Genomic DNA, 17146 nt, shown 5'->3' on the forward strand with positions numbered 1-17146 from the left:
CAGCCGTTCTATGGCTCAGCCGCCGATGATGGACTCGCAGGCGAACGTGATCTCGAAGCTCGACGTCTCCGTCGGGTTGCCCTTGTCCCGGGCGCCGATTCCCTCGCCCGTCACCACGAAGGTATTGCCGTTCTGCTTGGCACTGGCAGATCCGCCGGGCAGTCCCGGTGCGTATCCGGCGGTGTACGGCAGACCGTTCGATCCACCCTCGCTTCCGGCGATTCCAGCAGTCTGAACCGTGCCCGATTCATCGACGATGGCTGAGACGGTCAACATGCCGTAGGTGGCATTTTCCGCGTCGAGCAGTGTCATAACTGTCGTGCCGCCGTCCTTTGCGCACTTCGTCTCGAATTTGGCGTCGAGCGTCTTCCCGCCGACGGTGGCCGAGGATGTAGCGGACGAGGCGCCGGCAGCGCTCTTGTCGGAGTTGGTCTTGTCGGAGTCGCTGCCGCAGGCGGAGGCGAATAGAGCGACCGCCGCGAGGGTGGCAGCGACTGCGGTGGAGGACCGGCGGGTCATCGTGGTCCGAACCAACTTCGTCATGTTCTGTCCTTCAAGTCATGCGGTGCGTCCGCACTTGCTCTGGCTGTTTCGCCGACAACACTAGCCAGTGACTTGGTGCTCGTAGCTCTAAAACCCCAGCTCAGACGGGTTTGTCGCCTTCGACTGTTCAGGGACGTTCGTCGGGCGGCCCGGGATCATCTGCCGGATCTTTGGGAGCAATCGTACATGCAGAGACGGCTTCTGTAGAGATTGTCCACATAGGTTGGGCTCGGTCGTGCTTCTACTGTGGCTTGAGTCACTTCGTAGATAGCAACGCTGACCTTTTCCGAGGAGTACCCCTGCAATGACCTCCACCGATAGCACCACCACTGACGGTGGGGTTGCGCCGAGCGAGATCGAAACTCGCGTGGTGAAGAAGGTAGCGCGCCGGCTGATTCCCTTCCTGATCCTGCTCTATTTCGTGAACTATCTGGATCGTACGAACATCGCTTTCGCCAAGCTCACCATGAGCGCCGACCTCGGTATGACCGAGACGATGTTCGGGCTCGCATCCGGTCTCTTCTTCGTCGGCTATCTGCTGTTCGAGGTGCCGAGCAACCTGGCCCTGCACCGCTTCGGCGCCCGGCTGTGGATCGCGCGGATCATGCTCACCTGGGGCATCCTTGCCGCTGCGCTGGCATTCGTGCCTAACGTGGGCAGCCTATATTTCCTCCGCATTCTGCTGGGCATCGCCGAGGCCGGCTTCTTCCCCGGAGTTCTTCTCTACCTGACCTTCTGGTTCCCGAAGAAGTACCGCGTACGCCTGATGGGCTTGTTCCTGCTGACACTTCCGCTCTCGTCGGCGCTCGGTGCCCCGCTTTCGGCCGCAATCATCCAGTACGGCGACGGACTGTTCGGCCTCGCCGGATGGCGCGTGATGTACCTGATCGAGGGTCTGCCCGCCGTGATCTTGGCGTTTGTCGTCTGGTTCTACCTCACCGATCGTCCCGCCGACGCAAAGTGGTTGACCCTCGAGGAGCGCACCTGGCTGATGAAGTCCATGGCGGACGAGGAAAAAGAACTCGGCGACGCTGGTCACCAGTCGGCCGGTAAGACCCTGCGTGATCCCCGCGTCATCGGTTTCGGTCTGGTCTACTTCGGAATCACGTACGGGCTCTACGCTTTGAGCTTCTTCCTGCCCAGCATCGTCGCGGGATTCAAGCAGACGTTCGACACCGATTTCTCGCTCGTCGAGACAGGCCTGATCGTGGCCGTCCCCTACGCGATCGGCGCTGTCGCGATGGTGCTGTGGAGCCGCCATTCCGACAAGACCGGTGAACGAATGTGGCACGTTGCAGCCCCGACGCTCCTGGGCGCGGTATCCATTCCGATTGCGCTGTACCTGGATTCACCGTTCACCGTCATGATCGCGGTCTCGCTCACCGCCGTCGGCGTGCTGTGTGCACTCCCCGTATTCTGGTACCTTCCCACCACGTTCCTGACGGGTGCCAGCGCGGCCGCGGGCATCGCCATGATCAACTCGATCGGCAATGCGTCGGGCTTCGGTGCTCCGTACATCACCGGCTGGCTCACCGATGTGACCGGAAATGCCAAGGCAGGACTGTGGGTGGTGGGCGCCGTGATGCTCTGTGCCGCAATCCTTGTGGTGGCGCTGGCAAAGCGATCGAGCAAGCCCGTTCAGATCTGACCGAGTTTCCCGGCACTGGCACGCAGCCGGATCAGGAGCGCAAGATCGAGCGCCTGGTCCGGCTGACGCCACTGTGTACCGATCAACCTGTCGATCGACTCGAGCCGTTGGTACAGAGTGTTGGCGTGAATCGCGAGCGCGGCGGCGGTCGCAGAATGCTTGCAATTGTGTGACAGGTACGACGCGAGGGTGTCCAATAGCGGAACGCCGCGTCGTTGCTCCTCCTCGAGGAGAGGACCGAGGGACCGCTGCGTCAGCGATTCGAGTTCTTCGCGGCCGGTGCGGCTGAGGAGAATTCGGTAGATACCGAGTGAACTTGCCGGCTCCACGTGGGAGGCCCGCCCGAGAGTCTCGAGGACGTCGACGGTGTGCTGTGCCTCGACATAGGCTCGCGCCAGAGCTTCCGCTCCCACCGCGGGATCGGCGATTCCGACGGTCGGGTTCTCCGCCGGCTGAACCCACGCCGCCGCAACTGCTGCCGGTGACATTCCGGGAATCAGTGCGATGACTCGTGAACCATGTTCGGCAACAACGGTTCCCGAGGGGAATGCAATTTCCTCGATACTGCGACGCGCACGGTCGACGGCGTCGGCCGGGCGGGCCACCACGACGGTGTACGAGCGGTCAGGATTGAGCCCGGCCAGGCGGAACTGACCGGTGACCTCGGCCGGCGTCGGCGCAGGCCTGGTGATCAGATCGACCAGAAATGCATCGCGTGCTCGGCGGGTGGCTTCCCGGGCTGCCCGTTCGCCGACCAGTGCCAGCGCAATGGCGGGAGCAGACCTTTCGAGTGCCAATCTCATGGCGGCGGTGGGTTCCTGGCGCGAGAGTAGGAACAGAACTCCGAGTTGGTCACCGGCACTGCGTACTTCGGTGGCGAACAGGAACTGCTCACCGACGATAAGCGTCACTTCCTGCTCGCGTCGGTCGGCGGCAAGGATGTCGAAGACCCGATGCGCGCTCTCGCTCACCCGTTGCAGTCCCGGTGGGATCTCGGATGTTCCGGTCACGAAGAACACGGGCGAGCCCGTCGACGCCGAGGTTTCCTCCACGAGTTCGCGAACACCGCCGCCGCGCAGGACAACCTGAGTGAGCGAACGATCCCAAGTCAGTGTCTGTTCGAGAAGTGCTGTGCGCTTGGCAAGTTCGGTGTTCGCGGCGTTCACTTCCGCAACCGTCGCGCGATAGCGTTCGAGAGAGCGGGCATTCTCGATGGCCACCGAGGCATGGGCTGCGAGGGCGGACAGCAACGCAACTTCCTCGTTGCCGAATCGGCGCTCTTGACGTTTGCACGCGCACAGGGCACCCAGGATCTTGCCGTTCAAGGTCAGCGGCACAGCCAGCAGGCCGCGCATGTTCTCGGCTCGCGCTGCGTCGTCGGCCGGTCCGATGTGTGCAAACGAGGGATCGTTTCGGTAGTCGGGAGACCAAGCAGGAGAAGAGTTCTCGACCACGCGACCGATCAGACCTTCGCGGAAGGGAACCGTGAGGCCGAGTAGCTGGGACGTGTACGCACCGCTCGTGACTTCGATGATCAAGATGTCGTCGTGAATGAGAGCAAGGTATGAAAGGTCGACGCCGAGTAGTCGTTTGGCCTGATCCACGATCTCCTGCAGGAGGGCGTGGTGATCGTGCATCGTGGTCAGCAGCGACGCGATGTCGTTGAGTGCCCCGAGTTCGGTGGCGCGCTGTCGGCGCTGAGCCAGGAGACTTCGTAGTTGAAGCGCCGATCGGGCTTCTCGCTCGATCTCGGCGGCGACCTCGGGGCCTGACCCAGCGGCCAACTGATCGCGGTGTTCGATCAGTTCCTCGGTGGATGCCTCGGCCAGGAGAAGCTGTAGCCAGTTCTCGTGCATCCGCGCTCCCTTGTCAGACCAACTTGTCAGACCAACTCGTCAGACCAATGGTGAGTATGGAGAAAATGTCCATACGGTTTCCGGTTTCTCGGAGTAAATCTACATGGGGTGGTGTAGCGGCCGTCACTATCGTGGAGGCATGACACTCCTCGAGGCGCTCGGCTCGCAGATCGATGCGGATCGACTGATCACCGACCCCGACATCATGGCGAGCTACATCCACGACGACGCCGAGTGGGCTCCCTACGAGATGCCTGTCGCAGTGGTCCGCCCGCGCACAGCCGAGCAGGTACAGACAGTTGTGCAGGCGTGCATCGCCCACGGTGCGCCCGTCGTCACGCGCGGCGCCGGAACCGGTCTGTCGGGCGGAGCCAACGCAGTCGCCGGCGGCGTCGTGATCGCCTTCGACGCGATGAACGCCATCAAGGAGATCAACACCCTCGAGCGTTTGGCCGTGGTCGAACCCGGAGTGGTCAACGATCACCTCCGCGACGCCTGCGCTGAGCACGGCCTCTGGTATCCACCCGATCCGGCGAGCGCACCCTGGTCGACGATCGGCGGCAACGTCGCGACCAATGCCGGCGGCCTGTGTTGCGTCAAGTACGGCGTCACCAAGGACTACGTACTGGGCATGCAGGTGGTCACCGGAACCGGTGAGCTGGTTCGACTCGGGCGTCGAACTGCCAAGGGAGTGGCTGGGTTTGATCTCTCGGCGCTCATGGTCGGCTCCGAAGGCACTCTCGGGGTGATCACCGAGGTGACCGTCAAGCTTCGTCCTCAGCGCGATCCCGAACGCACCATCGTCGGATACTTCGACTCCATCGTTGCTGCGGGCAAGGCCGTCGAAGCCGTCGCCGCAGACGGTCTCACGCCGTCGGCCCTCGAGTTGATCGATCGGCAGTGTCTCCTTGCCGTCGATGCCTGGAAGAACATGGGCCTCTCGGCTGACGCCGAGGTGGTCCTGCTCGGCCGCATCGACACACCTGGCGAGATCGGCGACGCCGAAGCCGAGCGAATGTTGGCCTGCTTCAACCGCTCTGGAGCTACCTGGAGCGCCAGATCCACCGACCAGGAGGAAGCCGACGCCCTGTTCTCCGCCCGGCGTCTGGCATACCCCGCCCTCGAGCGGCTCGGCCCGGTGCTCACAGAGGACATCTGTGTCCCCAAGGCAGCGGTCCCGGAGATGTTGGCACGGATTGAGGCCATTTCGGCCCGGCACGACACGCACATCGCGAACATCGCGCACGCGGGTGACGGCAACCTGCACCCGCTGCTGATCACGCCACACGACGACGAAGCGGCGCGGAAGCGCGCTCAGGCCGCTTTTGCCGAGATCATCGACAACGCCCTCGAGTTGGGCGGAACCGTCACCGGTGAGCACGGCGTCGGCCTACTGAAGATGGGTGGCCTGGAACAGGAACTGTCACCGGCCGTCGTCGCGATGCATCATGCAATCAAGGGCGCACTCGACCCTCACGGAATCATGAACCCGGGCAAGGTGATCTGAAAGGCTGGCTCCGTAACCGAATCGGTTTCCGGAGTTACGCCGTCGAAATGACGAGTTCCTACGCTCGAGTTGAACCGTTTGGCCAACTCGACGTATGGAGTCATGAATGTTCTCTTCCGATTTGACGCTGGCAAGTGTTGTTCCGCGGCGCGTGGAGACGGTCGAGGCCGTCCGGGCGGCAATCGCTCTCGACGGCGCCGCGGTGTTCGGTGGCCTGCACACCGAGGAAGATGCCATTGCCTTCGCGTCGAAGTTGCTCGGTGAGAAGTGCATTCGCGTCGGCCGCCAGTTCGAGGCGAGCGCCAAAAGTCAGGATGCCGAAGCCGCTGTCGTCGACACGCAACCGGTGGACGAACGCGGCCGCAAGCGCTCGTTCGGCATCTCCGGCGAGCGGATGACTGCCCACAACGACGGTTTTGCGTTCGGTGACTACGCGCCCGACTATCTGTTTCTGTGGTGCAAGCGCCCGGCGTACCCGAGTGGCGGCGACTCGTTTCTCATCGACGCGGTCAAACTGACCCAATTGCTCGCCTTCGATCCCGCAACAGCGGAGCTGGCCGAATTCTGTTGGAGCACAGACATCGACCATTCGGAACCGAACTTCCCGCAGAACACATTTGCGCCGATCGCCAGGACGGTGCCGAGTGGACGCAACCAGGTTCGCTATCACCCGTACCTCGCGCCGATCGCCGGCGAATCGGAAGTAGCGCAGTGGCCGCTGGTGAAGCAGTGGAGTGAGGCCGTGATTCACGTGCGAGACAGCGGTCCGATGTTCCGCGCCGAAGCCGGCGAGATGATCTGCATCGACAACTACCGGGTACTGCACGGCCGCGACGGATACACCGACCCCGGCCGTGAGCTGTACTCGATCTGGGGATGGTCGAGCGACGCAGTCGCGGTGCCGCAGCAGGCTCTCGACATCGTGCAGCCGGACCTCGCGGCACTGGCCATGTAACCCGCGCTTATTTCTCGGGCGGCACCAAACCGTGAACGGCGAGCACGTCCAGGACGTCCTCCGGTGATGTGCCGAGATCCCAGCGTCCGAAGATCAACAGCTTCTCCGTGTCGGTGGGACGGTCGACGATGTCGATCTCGAGCATCGGGACGCGTCGACCCAGACGCGGGTAGCGGACGAGACGGACCCGGTCGATCTGTTCGCGGGTGAACTCGTGGCGGGCGCGCAGTCGCTGCACTGCGATCGACTTGGTTCCCGCGTCCTCGATCACAGCCAGGCGGGGACGCTGACGCAGGGCGAGTCCGCCCATTACGAACAGCCCGATCACCGCGAGGGCGAGCAGGAAGCGTCCGGCCGGCTCCGTGGGCGCGACGATCGAGGCGATCGCGAGGGCAATTCCGCCGCCGAACATCGCGTAGACAACACCCATCGGAGTGGCCCACGAGATCACCTCCGTGACGTTGTCACGAGGCTGTGGATGAAATTCATCCTCGAGCATGTGGATAACTTCCTAGGTTGTCCACAGGGGTTATCCACAATGGGGATGAATGACACCCATGTAATTGAGAGACGGTCACGATTCGAGTCGAATCAGATACTCGCTGGTCAGCGCCATCTCATGGTCATCACAAGACCCACAACCATGAAGCCGAAGCCGACGAGGAAGTTATAGTTTCCCAAGTCGTTCATCCACGTGATCGAATCCGCGGCCAAGTAGTACACAATCAGCCACGCCAGGCCGACGAGCATGAATCCGAGCATCACCGAGACGTACAACGTGCTCGACGGACCCATCTTCACCTTCACCGGAGTGCGGTTTGCCGGGTTGACTGTGTAGTCGTTCTTCTTACGGACCTTCGACTTGGGCATGACGTCCTCGCTCTACGGTGTGACCTGCATGTGTTACCTACACGCTAACGTAGCTGTGTCCAGTTGGTCACCGGCCGACCTGCACAATCCGGGAGGAGCCACGTGTCTTCGGGTGAATCTTCACGAACCGTCTGGCACATCGGTGTACTTGCCGTCTGCCTGGTAGCCGGTCTGATGGTCGCTACGGCGCAACGATCCGCCGAGGAAAACCAGCTGCAGGTCACCGAAAGCACCAGGCTCTCCGATCTGGTCCGCAGCGCCCAGGCCAATGCCGAAAAAGTTTCGGCCGACCGGGACGAACTTGCCGCTCAGCTCGATTCGCTGCAGCAAGACGCGGCTCGGTCCGACGCCGGAGTGGCCGCCGCGCTCGGTGACATCAAGAACATCTCCGCCGACGCGGGACTGACGGAGATGACCGGCCCCGGCGTCGTGGTCACGATGACGGACGCCCCACGCAACGCCGACGGCAAGTACCCGGTCGACGCCACCCCGGACGACCTCGTCGTGCATCAGCAGGACGTCCAGAGCGTCCTGAACGCACTGTGGGCGGGCGGTGCCGAAGCGGTGGGCATGCAGGACCAACGGATCATCAGTACGTCGGCGCCGCGGTGCATCGGAAACACCCTCCTTCTTCACGGACGTACCTACAGCCCGCCGTACGTGATGAGTGCCATCGGCGACGTCGCGCGCCTCGAGGCGGCACTCGCTGCCGAACCGGGCATTCGGATCTACAAGCAGTACGCGACCCGCTTCGGCCTCGGGTACACGCAGGCGACGCCGTCGCAGATCACGGTCCCCGCCTATACCGGCAGATAGCACAGGCGTTTACCCTGCTCTCATGAGGATTCTCGTCGTCGACAACTACGACAGCTTTGTGTTCAACCTGGTGCAGTACCTCGGCCAGCTCGGAACCGAAGCCGTGGTCTGGCGCAACGACGATCCACAACTGACGGCAGACCTCGAAGGTGCAGTAGCGCAGTTCGACGGCATTCTCCTGAGCCCGGGCCCCGGAACTCCGCAGCGCGCGGGAGCGACGATGGATCTGGTGAAGGTCTGCGCCGACACCAAGACTCCGCTGCTCGGCGTCTGCCTCGGACACCAGGCGATCGGTGCGGCTTTCGGCGGAACCGTCGACCGCGCGCCCGAACTGCTTCACGGCAAGACGAGTCTGGTTCACCATAAGGACGTCGGCGTCCTGGCCGGACTGCCCGATCCGTTCACCGCTACCCGCTACCACTCGCTGACGGTTCTCGAGGACACCATTCCCGAGGAACTCGAGGTGACCGCCCACACCGAGAGCGGCGTCGTGATGGCGATGCGTCACCGCGAACTGCCGATTCACGGCGTCCAGTTCCACCCGGAGTCCGTCCTCACTCAGGGTGGACACCGGATGCTCGCGAACTGGCTCGCAGTCTGCGGTGAGGCGCCTCCGGAAGGGCTCGTCGCAGCTCTCGAGGCCGAGGTCGCGTCGGCGCTCGGTGGCGCATTGCCCGCAATTCTCTGACACCTGTCAACAAAAAAGTGCCTCCCGGAAATCTCCGGGAGGCACTTTTTCGCTTTGCTAGCGGCCGGGGATTCCGAGCGCTCCGACGCTGACGGTGATGACCGCGTCCTTGGAGATCTCCGAGCCCGGAGGCTGGGTCTGCGAGACGATCTTGCCCACCATTTCCGGGGTGAGCGTCGTGCTCTGGTTCTGAACCAGCTGCGAAGCGGTTCCCGCCCAACCGGCTGCGCGAAGCGTGCTCAACGCCTCCGACACCGTCTTGTTGGTCAGATCAGGCATCGCGACCTGGTTGCCGTTGGATACTCGTAGCGTCACGGTCGAACCCTTGGTGGCCGACGTGCCGCCGGTCGGGTCGGTCGAAACGACCTGTCCCTTCGGCAGACCCGAATCGATCTCCGTGATCTGGACGACGAACCCGGCACCTTCGATGTTGGGCCTCGCCACCTCTTCACGCTGACCGGTGACGTCCGGGACACGAACCTGCTCCGGTCCGGTGCCGACGGTGATCGAGACCGCGGAATCGAGAACAACCGACACTCCGACGGCCGGGTCCTGATTGACGATCTTGTCGACCTCGGCGACGGTCGATGCCGCCTTGCCGATGGTCGGATCAAGTCGGAGTCCGACGGAGTTGAGCTTCTTCTCCGCGTCGTCCTGGCTCAGCCCGGTCAGGCGTGGGATCGCGACCTGCTCGGGGCCGGTGGACACGTCGATGGTGACGGTGCTGCCCTTCTCGATGCGCACCCCGGCAACCGGACGCGTCGTGATGACGTTTCCGGCGGCGATCACCTTGTCCGTCTTCTGCTGACGCTCCACCTGGAATCCGGCGTTGGTCAGCGTCGCCTCGGCGACGTCGGCGGGCTGGTTGGTCAGGTCACCCGGAACGGTCACCATCTCGACCTTCGGCGAGTTCACCCGAATGAGGAAGAACGTCACCAGACCGATCACCAGAAGCGCCGCGATGCCCATCAGGGCGTAGCGTCCGCCCTTCTTCTTGGCAGGCGGCTCGGCGGCGCGAGTTGTCCTCGCAGCAACCGGCTCGACCGGATCGGGAGCAGTGCGGTAGTTCCCGGTGTCGGAGCCGACGGCGCCGAGGATGGTGGTGCGGTCCTCGTCGTTCATCACCATCGGCGCACTCGGACGCTGACCGCCCAGGACACGCACCAAGTCGCTGCGCATGTCGCCGGCGCTCTGGTAACGGTTGGCCGGGTTCTTGCTCATCGCCTTGAGAATGATCGAATCCAGCTCGCGCGGAATGTCGGGATTGATCTCCGACGGCGTCTGCGGATCTTCACGAACATGCTGGTACGCCACGGCGACCGGTGAATCACCCTTGAAGGGCGGCTCGCCCGTCAGAATCTCGAACAGCACACAACCGAGCGAGTACACGTCCGAACGCGCGTCCACCTGCTCACCGCGCGCCTGCTCCGGCGAGAGGTACTGAGCGGTGCCGATCACGGCGGCCGTCTGCGTCATCGGGCTCGACGCGTCGGAAATGGCACGGGCGATACCGAAGTCCATCACCTTCACGGCGCCGGCACGGTTGATCATGATGTTGGCGGGCTTGACGTCGCGGTGCACGATGCCGTTGCGGTGGCTGAAGTCCAAAGCCGCACAGACGTCCGCGATCACTTCCATCGCCTTGCGCGGAGCCATCGGCCCGGTGCTGCGCACGATGTCACGCAACGTGTCGCCGTCGACGTACTCCATGACGATGTACGGCAGCGGCCCGGCGTCGGTCTCGGCTTCACCGGTGTCGTAGACGGCCACGATCGCCGGATGGTTCAGCGCAGCAGCGTTCTGCGCCTCACGACGGAACCGCAAGTAGAACGTGGGATCGCGCGCGAGGTCTGCACGCAGCACCTTGATCGCGACGTCGCGGCTGAGTCGAAGGTCGCGCGCCAGGTGAACCTCGGACATTCCGCCGAAGCCGAGAATCTCACCCAGCTCGTAGCGGGAGGAGAGATTGCGGGGTGTCGTCATTGGTCTTGTCCTAGCGGTTCTTCAGCGTCTCCGGGATCCGCCAACGGCTCAGTGGTCGTTGTGGTCGTCGTTGTCGTCGTGGTGGTGGTTGTGGTCGTCGGAGTTGTTGTGGTCGTGGTCGGCGTTGTCGTTGTGGTTGTCGGCTCGGTCGTGGTTGTCGTCGGCCGAGTCGTCGTTGTTGTCGGCTCGGTGGTCGTCGTCGTGGGCCGAGTCGTTGTGGTGGTGGGCTTGGTCGTCGTGGTGGTCGGCAACGTCGTGGACGTGACGACGGGCGGCGTCGGGTCGCTGGGACCATCGGTCGCGATCCAGACTCCGCCGATGATCAACGCCAACAAGATCAATCCGCCGCCGGCCCATGCCACGGCCTTCTGCCCACTGGTCATTCCGCCGGCTGCCGCGTCGTCCGCAACAGCTGCGCCCGTCACCGGGCCCGCGTACGTCGGCGGCATGACCTGCGTGGCACCCGTTGCCGGCAACGCGCTCGCGGCACCGGTAGCGAGCAGACCGGGCGGCGGTGGACGCCTCCCTGCCCGAACGGCTGCAACGGCGTCGGCGAACTCACCGCCACTGGCGTAGCGGCCGGCCGGATCCTTGGTCAACGTGATGTCGATGAGCTCGCGGATGTTCGGCGGCAGGTCGGCCGGCATCGGAGCCGGGGTTTCCTGCACGTGCTTCATCGCGACGGTGAGCGCGCCGTCACCGGTGAACGGGCGTCGACCCGAAAGTGCTTCGTATCCGACGATTCCCAGCGAGTACACGTCACTCGCCGCGGTCGCGTCCTGACCGAGAGCCTGCTCGGGCGCGATGTACTGGGCGGTGCCCATCACCATTCCCGTACGCGTGACGGGCGAGTTCTCGACGGCCTTGGCGATGCCGAAGTCCGTGATCTTCACCTGGCCCGTCGGCGTGATTAGGATGTTGCCGGGCTTCACGTCGCGGTGCACGACACCGGCGTCATGTGCGACCTGCAGGGCGCGGCCGGTCTGCTCGAGCATGTCGAGGGCATGCGGAACCGCCAGGCGGCCGACGCGCGCCAGGACGGCGTTGAGCGGTTCACCGTTGACGAGTTCCATCACCAGGTACGCCGTGGAATCGCCCGAGCTGTCGCGGGTCTCGCCGTAGTCGTAGATTCCGGCGATACCGGGATGGTTGAGCTGCGCGGTGGTGCGGGCCTCGAAGCGGAAGCGCTCCAAGAACTCCGGATCGGAAGAGAACTCGGACTTGAGTACCTTGACGGCGACGCGACGGTTGAGCCGGGAGTCGGTGGCTTCCCACACCTGACCCATCCCACCGGTGGCGATGAGACGGATCAATCGGTAACGATCGGCGATCAAAGCGCCGTTGTTCAACGCCACGGTTCAGCCCCCTTGGATTCCGGCTGCGATGACTGCACGACCGATCGGCGCAGCAACCGAGCCACCGGTAGCGGCAAGTCCGCGGTCACCACCGTTCTCGACTATGACGGCCACGGCGACCGTCGGATTCTGCGCCGGTGCAAAAGCGATGTACCAGGCGTGCGGCGGAGTTTCCCGCGGGTTCACGCCGTGCTCGGCGGTACCGGTCTTGGACGCGATCTGAACGCCGGGAATCTTGCCGTCGCCGCCGGTGAAGTTCTCCGAGCCGATCATCAGATCGGTCAGCGTTGCCGCAACTGCCGGCGAGATCGCCTGACCCATCGACACCGGCGACGGTGTACTGAGATCGGTCAGATCCGGTGCCTGCAACTGGGAGATCAGGTTGGGCTGCATCCGCACTCCACCGTTGGCGACGGTCGCGGCGATCACTGCGTTCTCGAGCGGGGTCACCGCGACGTCACGCTGGCCGATGCTGGTCTGGCCGAGAGCCGCGTCGTCGGAGATGTCGCCGACCGTGCTGTCTGCAACCGGCAGCGGGATCGCGGGAGTGTTTGGTCCGATACCGAAGGCGCTGGCCTCGTCCTTGATGGCGTCGGCGCCGTCTTTGATGCCCAGTTCGACGAACGCCGTGTTGCACGAGCGCGCGAACGCGTCGCGCAACGACGCCGTCGGGTTGGGGCCGCACGTGCTGCCGTTGTAGTTCTCGAGGGTCGTGCTGGTGCCGGGCAGCGTGATCTGCGGAGCCGCGGTCAGCTGGTCGTCCGGCGTCGCACCGTTGCCAAGAGCTGCGGCCGTGGTGAGCACCTTGAACGTCGAGCCGGGCGGGTAGGTCTGCGAGATCGCGCGGTTGACCAGCGGATCGTTGGGATCGGCATTGAGCTCGTCCCACGCCTTCGTGGTTTCGGCGCCGTCGTGGCTGGCAAGCAGGTTCGGGTCGTAGCTCGGAGTGCTGACCATCGTCAGGATGCGTCCGGTGCTCGGCTCGATGGCGACGACGGAACCGGTGTAACCCTTACTGGTCAGCTGGTCGTACGCCACCTGTTGCATCGCCGGATTGAGCGTCGTGACGACGTTGCCGCCGCGCGGATCGCGTCCGGACACAAGGTCGAAGAAGCGCTGGCTGAACAACCGGTTGTCCGAGCCGTTGAGAATCGGATCCTCGGTGCGCTCGAGGCCGGCGCTGCCGTACTGCATCGAGTAGAAGCCCGTGACCGGTGCGTACGGGTACGGATTCGGATACTCGCGCAGGTACTTGTACCGGTCGTCGGTGGCGCGGGAGGCGGCAAGCACCTGACCGGAAGCCGAGATCTGACCTCGCTGGCGTGAGTACTCGTCGAGCAGCACCCGCGAGTTGCGCGGGTCGGCTCGCAGGTCGTCAGCTTTGATGACCTGTACGTACGTGGCGTTGGCGAGGAGCGCGACGACCATCACCATGACGGCCATCGCGACGCGGCGCAGTGGAGTGTTCATACGCGCGGCATCATCTCGGTATTGGCGTCAGCGATTGGGGGCGGACCTTTCTTCTTCGTCACTACCGGCGCACGAGCCGCGTCCGAGATCCGGACGAGGATGGCCAGCAGTAGGTAGTTCGCGAGCAGCGACGAGCCGCCGTACGACATGAACGGTGTTGTCAGACCCGTCAGCGGGATCAGCTTGGTGACGCCGCCGACGACGACAAAAATCTGGATCGCGATCGTGAACGACAGACCGGCGGCGAGCAGTTTGCCGAAGCTGTCGCGCACGGCCAACGCCGTACGCAGGCCGCGCACGATGAGGAGCAGGAACAGCATCAGCACAGCGGCCAGGCCGATCAGGCCGAGCTCTTCGCCGATGGTCGCGATGATGAAGTCCGTCTTCGCGAACGGCACCTGGTTGGGGCGGCCGCTGCCCAGACCTGTTCCGGCGATACCGCCGGTGGCCAGGCCGAACAGCGATTGCGAGATCTGATAACCGGTGTTGGCGTAGTCGCCGAGCGGGTCCAGCCAGGTGTCGACGCGCACGCGCACGTGTCCGAACATCTTGTAGGCGAAGAAGAATCCGATGGCGAGCAGTCCGCCGCCGATCACCAGCCAGCCCACACGCTCGGTCGCGATGTAGAGCATCACCAGCACGGTGCTGAAGAGCAGCAACGACGTACCGAGGTCGGTTTCGAAGACGAGCACACCCACCGAGACGATCCAGGCGAGCAGGATCGGGCCGAGGTCGCGGGCACGCGGAAAGTCCATGCCCAGGAAGTGTTTACCGGCTGAGGTGAACAGGTCGCGCTTGGCGACGAGCACCGACGCGAAGAAGATGATGAGCAGGATCTTCGCGAACTCACCTGGCTGAATGCTGAATCCGGGCAGGCGAATCCAGATCTTCGCGCCGTTCACGCTCGAGAACTTCGCCGGCAGGATCGCGGGAATCGCCAGGAACACCAGGCCTGCGAGGCCGAGGGTGTAGCTGAACCGCGCCATCAGGCGGTAGTCCTTCAAGAACACGAGCAGCAGCACAAAACCGGTGATCGCCAGCGCAGTCCACATGACCTGCTGGTTCGCATCCGGTGACGGTGCCTCGACGCCGTTGTAGAGCGCTGTTTGTTCGTCGGCGAGGTCGAGTCGGTGGATGAGCACCAATCCCAGGCCGTTGAGCAGGGCGACGATCGGCAGCAGCAGCGGATCGGCGTACGGCGCATACCGCCGAATTGCCAAGTGCGCGATCAGGAACAAGCCCGTGTACGCGAGCGCGTACTTGGCCAGATCGAGAGTGATCTTCTGTTCCTGGCTCGCCTCGACGAGCAGAAGCGAGACCGTCGTGATGATGACGGCAAAGCCCAGGAGCAGCAGCTCCATGTTTCGACGGGTCGACTGGACCGGCGCCGGGGCAAAACCTCCGGGCGGACTCGGAAAAGCCGTCCCCGCAGCTGCGTTGGACGACATCAGTTGACCGTCCTGCAAGTCTGGCCGGGAACTTCGGTCGGCGTCGGCGCAGTCGTGGGTGCTGCCGTCGTCGGCGTAGCAGGCTCCGGTGCGGGGGGCGGCGTGGTCTCCGGTGCCGGCGGGGGAGTGGGCGTGGCCGTCGTCGTCGGAACCGGCTCACAACGAGGAAGCAGATCGCCGCCGATGAGACGGATCATCTGGCTCTGCGCATCCTCACGCTTGCCGGACGGCAGCCCGGCGCGCACCTGCTCCTGCGCCGACGGCTGCAGATCCGTCACTTCGAGGATGTTGCAGTTGCTGGGAATCGCGTCGGGGGAGACGAGGGTCAGGACGTCGTCGTCGCCGACGCAGCCCACCAGATCCGCGTCTTGCAGCGAGTAACCGAGCACCGAACCGGGGATTCCGCGCAGCACCGTCACGCGGCCGTTGTCTTCGCCGACGTAGTAGTTGTTGCGGATGACGGCGCGGCCGATCACGGCGCCGACGCCGACCAGTGCGATCAGCACCACGGCGAGGACCACCCACCACAACCGGTTCCGCTTCTTCTTCGGTTCCGGTTCGGGTTGGGAGACAACTCGCTTGGGCGTCGCGCGCGGCGGACGCATGGCAGCGGCGCGGCCGGCAGCGGTGTTGGGGGGAGGGGAGTCCTCTTCCTCTTCCGTCGACGCGGCACCCGCAACGATGGGATGCGACTGGCCGTAATCGAGGTCGATGACATCGGCGACGACAACGGTGACGTTGTCGGGACCGCCGCTGCGCAGCGCCAATTCGATGAGACGGTCGGCGCACTGCTCCTGCGAGCCCTCGCGCATCGTGTTCTCGATGGTCTCGTCGCTGACCACGTCGGAGAGGCCGTCGGAGCAGAGCAGGTAACGATCCCCGGCGCGGGCTTCGCGCACGGTGAGCGTCGGCTCGATCTCGTTGCCGGTCAACGCCCGCATGATCAGGGATCGCTGCGGGTGCGTGTGTGCCTGCTCGGCGGTGATCCTGCCCTCGTCGACCAACGACTGCACGAAAGTGTCGTCGCGGGTGATCTGCGTCAGGTGATCGTCACGCAGCAGGTAGGCGCGCGAGTCGCCGATGTGCACGAGGCCGAGCTTGCTGCCGGAGAAGAGGATCGCGGTGAGCGTGGTGCCCATGCCGTCGAGTTCGGGTTCTTCCTCGACGTGATCGGCGATGGAATCGTTACCCTCGCGGGTGGCTGCCTCGAGCTTGCCGAGCAGATCCTCGCCGGGCTCGTCGTCGTCGAGATGCGCCAGAGCGGCAATCATCAACTGCGACGCGACCTCACCGGCCGCGTGCCCGCCCATACCGTCGGCCAAAGCCAACAGGCGTGCACCGGCGTACACGGAATCTTCGTTGTTGGAGCGCACAAGACCGCGGTCGCTGCGCGCCGCGTAGCGGAGAACAAGGGTCACGGGCGTAGCTCGATTACCGTCTTGCCGACGCGAACCGGGGTGCCCAGAGGCACGCGCACCGCAGTGGTGACCTTGGCGCGGTCCAGATAGGTGCCATTGGTCGAACCGAGATCCTCGACGTACCAATCTGCGCCGCGCTGCGAGAGCCGCGCATGGCGCGTCGACGCGTAATCGTCGGTGAGAACGAGCGTCGAATCGTCGGCGCGGCCGATCATCACCGGCTGTGAGCCCAGCGTGATGCGGGTACCGGCGAGGGCGCCCTGCGTGACCACCAGGTACCGAGGCACCTTCGCCTTGCCCAGCGAGGGCAGGACCTTTCCGGCGCGGGTGTACCGCGGCGGAACCCTGACCCCGGAGCCGGCATAGATGTCGGAGCGGAGAGTGCGGAGGACTGCCCAGACGAACAGCCACAGTAGGAGCAGGAAGCCCGCCCGTGTGAGTTGCAGAATCAGGCCCTGCACGGCTGTCCACCTCCTTCTATGGCTCGAGCCCCGCCGCAGCGGGGTTCGAGCATTGTCGACTGGCAGCATCATAGGGGGCTCTGGGCCCCGAAGATCACGATACTGACAGCCGCGTGACGGCGGCGCGC

15 protein-coding genes are annotated in these 17146 nt (G+C 64.4%); 5 read left to right on the top strand and 10 right to left on the bottom strand.

The window, feature by feature from the left end:
* Positions 1–15: 15 nt before the first annotated feature.
* Positions 16–543, bottom strand: coding sequence for a lipoprotein LpqH (locus AOT96_RS10510; RefSeq protein ID WP_064113885.1), 528 nt, complete (start codon positions 541–543; stop codon positions 16–18).
* 304 nt (positions 544–847) lie between these two features.
* Between AOT96_RS10510 and AOT96_RS10515 the strand changes: the two genes are divergently transcribed.
* Positions 848–2191, top strand: coding sequence for an MFS transporter (locus AOT96_RS10515; RefSeq protein WP_064113884.1), 1344 nt, complete (start codon positions 848–850; stop codon positions 2189–2191).
* On the opposite strand, the gene AOT96_RS10520 is transcribed toward AOT96_RS10515, so the two are convergent.
* A complete protein-coding gene (locus AOT96_RS10520) occupies positions 2182–4047 on the bottom strand; it encodes a helix-turn-helix domain-containing protein (RefSeq protein WP_064113883.1) in 1866 nt (621 codons plus the stop codon). The genes AOT96_RS10515 and AOT96_RS10520 overlap by 10 nt on opposite strands.
* A gap of 139 nt (positions 4048–4186) precedes the next feature.
* Here AOT96_RS10520 and AOT96_RS10525 point away from each other — a divergent pair, with 139 nt between their 5' ends.
* Entirely contained in the window at positions 4187–5554 is a 1368-nt protein-coding gene (locus tag AOT96_RS10525; protein WP_231915910.1) for an FAD-binding oxidoreductase, read from the top strand.
* Positions 5555–5660: 106 nt separating this feature from the next.
* Positions 5661–6509 carry a TauD/TfdA family dioxygenase gene (locus AOT96_RS10530; RefSeq protein WP_030536704.1) on the top strand — a complete coding sequence of 283 codons (849 nt, stop codon included), beginning with the start codon at positions 5661–5663 and terminating at the stop codon, positions 6507–6509.
* 7 nt (positions 6510–6516) lie between these two features.
* Here the strand turns inward: AOT96_RS10530 and AOT96_RS10535 are convergent, their stop codons facing one another.
* Both AOT96_RS10535 and crgA read right to left on the bottom strand, forming a co-directional pair.
* Positions 6517–7008 (bottom strand): PH domain-containing protein, encoded by a 492-nt coding sequence (locus tag AOT96_RS10535; protein WP_065351694.1) that lies wholly within the window; start codon positions 7006–7008, stop codon positions 6517–6519.
* Between the two features lie 107 nt (positions 7009–7115).
* Positions 7116–7379 (bottom strand): cell division protein CrgA, encoded by a 264-nt coding sequence (crgA, locus tag AOT96_RS10540; RefSeq protein ID WP_003942576.1) that lies wholly within the window; start codon positions 7377–7379, stop codon positions 7116–7118.
* Positions 7380–7481: 102 nt separating this feature from the next.
* On the opposite strand from crgA, the gene AOT96_RS10545 reads away from it, so the two are divergent.
* Together AOT96_RS10545 and AOT96_RS10550 are read left to right on the top strand one after the other, a co-directional pair.
* A complete protein-coding gene (locus AOT96_RS10545; RefSeq protein ID WP_065351695.1) occupies positions 7482–8195 on the top strand; it encodes a DUF881 domain-containing protein in 714 nt (237 codons plus the stop codon).
* Between the two features lie 22 nt (positions 8196–8217).
* Entirely contained in the window at positions 8218–8883 is a 666-nt protein-coding gene (locus AOT96_RS10550; protein ID WP_003942537.1) for an aminodeoxychorismate/anthranilate synthase component II, read from the top strand.
* 57 nt (positions 8884–8940) lie between these two features.
* Here AOT96_RS10550 and pknB read toward each other — a convergent pair whose 3' ends face one another.
* Genes pknB through AOT96_RS10580 form a run of 6 tightly spaced genes read right to left on the bottom strand, consistent with a single transcriptional unit; the run spans position 8941 to position 17018 of the window.
* Positions 8941–10866, bottom strand: coding sequence for a Stk1 family PASTA domain-containing Ser/Thr kinase (pknB, locus tag AOT96_RS10555; protein WP_007729221.1), 1926 nt, complete (start codon positions 10864–10866; stop codon positions 8941–8943).
* A complete protein-coding gene (locus AOT96_RS10560) occupies positions 10863–12221 on the bottom strand; it encodes a protein kinase domain-containing protein (protein ID WP_019746232.1) in 1359 nt (452 codons plus the stop codon). The genes pknB and AOT96_RS10560 overlap by 4 nt, the downstream gene beginning before the upstream one ends.
* Before the next feature lie 3 nt (positions 12222–12224).
* Positions 12225–13691: a peptidoglycan D,D-transpeptidase FtsI family protein gene (locus tag AOT96_RS10565; protein WP_007735774.1), complete on the bottom strand. Its 1467-nt coding sequence runs from the start codon at positions 13689–13691 to the stop codon at positions 12225–12227.
* A complete protein-coding gene (locus AOT96_RS10570) occupies positions 13688–15139 on the bottom strand; it encodes an FtsW/RodA/SpoVE family cell cycle protein (protein WP_007735775.1) in 1452 nt (483 codons plus the stop codon). Before AOT96_RS10570 ends, AOT96_RS10565 begins: the two co-directional genes overlap by 4 nt.
* Positions 15139–16557 (bottom strand): PP2C family protein-serine/threonine phosphatase, encoded by a 1419-nt coding sequence (locus AOT96_RS10575; protein WP_065351696.1) that lies wholly within the window; start codon positions 16555–16557, stop codon positions 15139–15141. Before AOT96_RS10575 ends, AOT96_RS10570 begins: the two co-directional genes overlap by 1 nt.
* Positions 16554–17018: an FHA domain-containing protein FhaB/FipA gene (locus AOT96_RS10580; RefSeq protein ID WP_003943418.1), complete on the bottom strand. Its 465-nt coding sequence runs from the start codon at positions 17016–17018 to the stop codon at positions 16554–16556. The genes AOT96_RS10575 and AOT96_RS10580 overlap by 4 nt, the downstream gene beginning before the upstream one ends.
* Between the last annotated feature and the right edge of the window lie 128 nt (positions 17019–17146).

It is taken from the genome of Rhodococcus sp. 008 (genome assembly GCF_001682295.1).
GTDB classification, from domain to species: Bacteria; Actinomycetota; Actinomycetes; order Mycobacteriales; family Mycobacteriaceae; genus Rhodococcus_F; species Rhodococcus_F qingshengii.

Coding starts and splice junctions, on each gene's coding strand:
- AOT96_RS10510 (WP_064113885.1), bottom strand. CDS start 543: ATGACGAAGTTGGTTCGGACCACGATGACCCGCCGGTCCTCCACCGCA.
- AOT96_RS10515 (WP_064113884.1), top strand. CDS start 848: ATGACCTCCACCGATAGCACCACCACTGACGGTGGGGTTGCGCCGAGC.
- AOT96_RS10520 (WP_064113883.1), bottom strand. CDS start 4,047: ATGCACGAGAACTGGCTACAGCTTCTCCTGGCCGAGGCATCCACCGAG.
- AOT96_RS10525 (WP_231915910.1), top strand. CDS start 4,187: ATGACACTCCTCGAGGCGCTCGGCTCGCAGATCGATGCGGATCGACTG.
- AOT96_RS10530 (WP_030536704.1), top strand. CDS start 5,661: ATGTTCTCTTCCGATTTGACGCTGGCAAGTGTTGTTCCGCGGCGCGTG.
- AOT96_RS10535 (WP_065351694.1), bottom strand. CDS start 7,008: ATGCTCGAGGATGAATTTCATCCACAGCCTCGTGACAACGTCACGGAG.
- crgA (WP_003942576.1), bottom strand. CDS start 7,379: ATGCCCAAGTCGAAGGTCCGTAAGAAGAACGACTACACAGTCAACCCG.
- AOT96_RS10550 (WP_003942537.1), top strand. CDS start 8,218: ATGAGGATTCTCGTCGTCGACAACTACGACAGCTTTGTGTTCAACCTG.
- pknB (WP_007729221.1), bottom strand. CDS start 10,866: ATGACGACACCCCGCAATCTCTCCTCCCGCTACGAGCTGGGTGAGATT.
- AOT96_RS10565 (WP_007735774.1), bottom strand. CDS start 13,691: ATGAACACTCCACTGCGCCGCGTCGCGATGGCCGTCATGGTGATGGTC.
- AOT96_RS10570 (WP_007735775.1), bottom strand. CDS start 15,139: ATGTCGTCCAACGCAGCTGCGGGGACGGCTTTTCCGAGTCCGCCCGGA.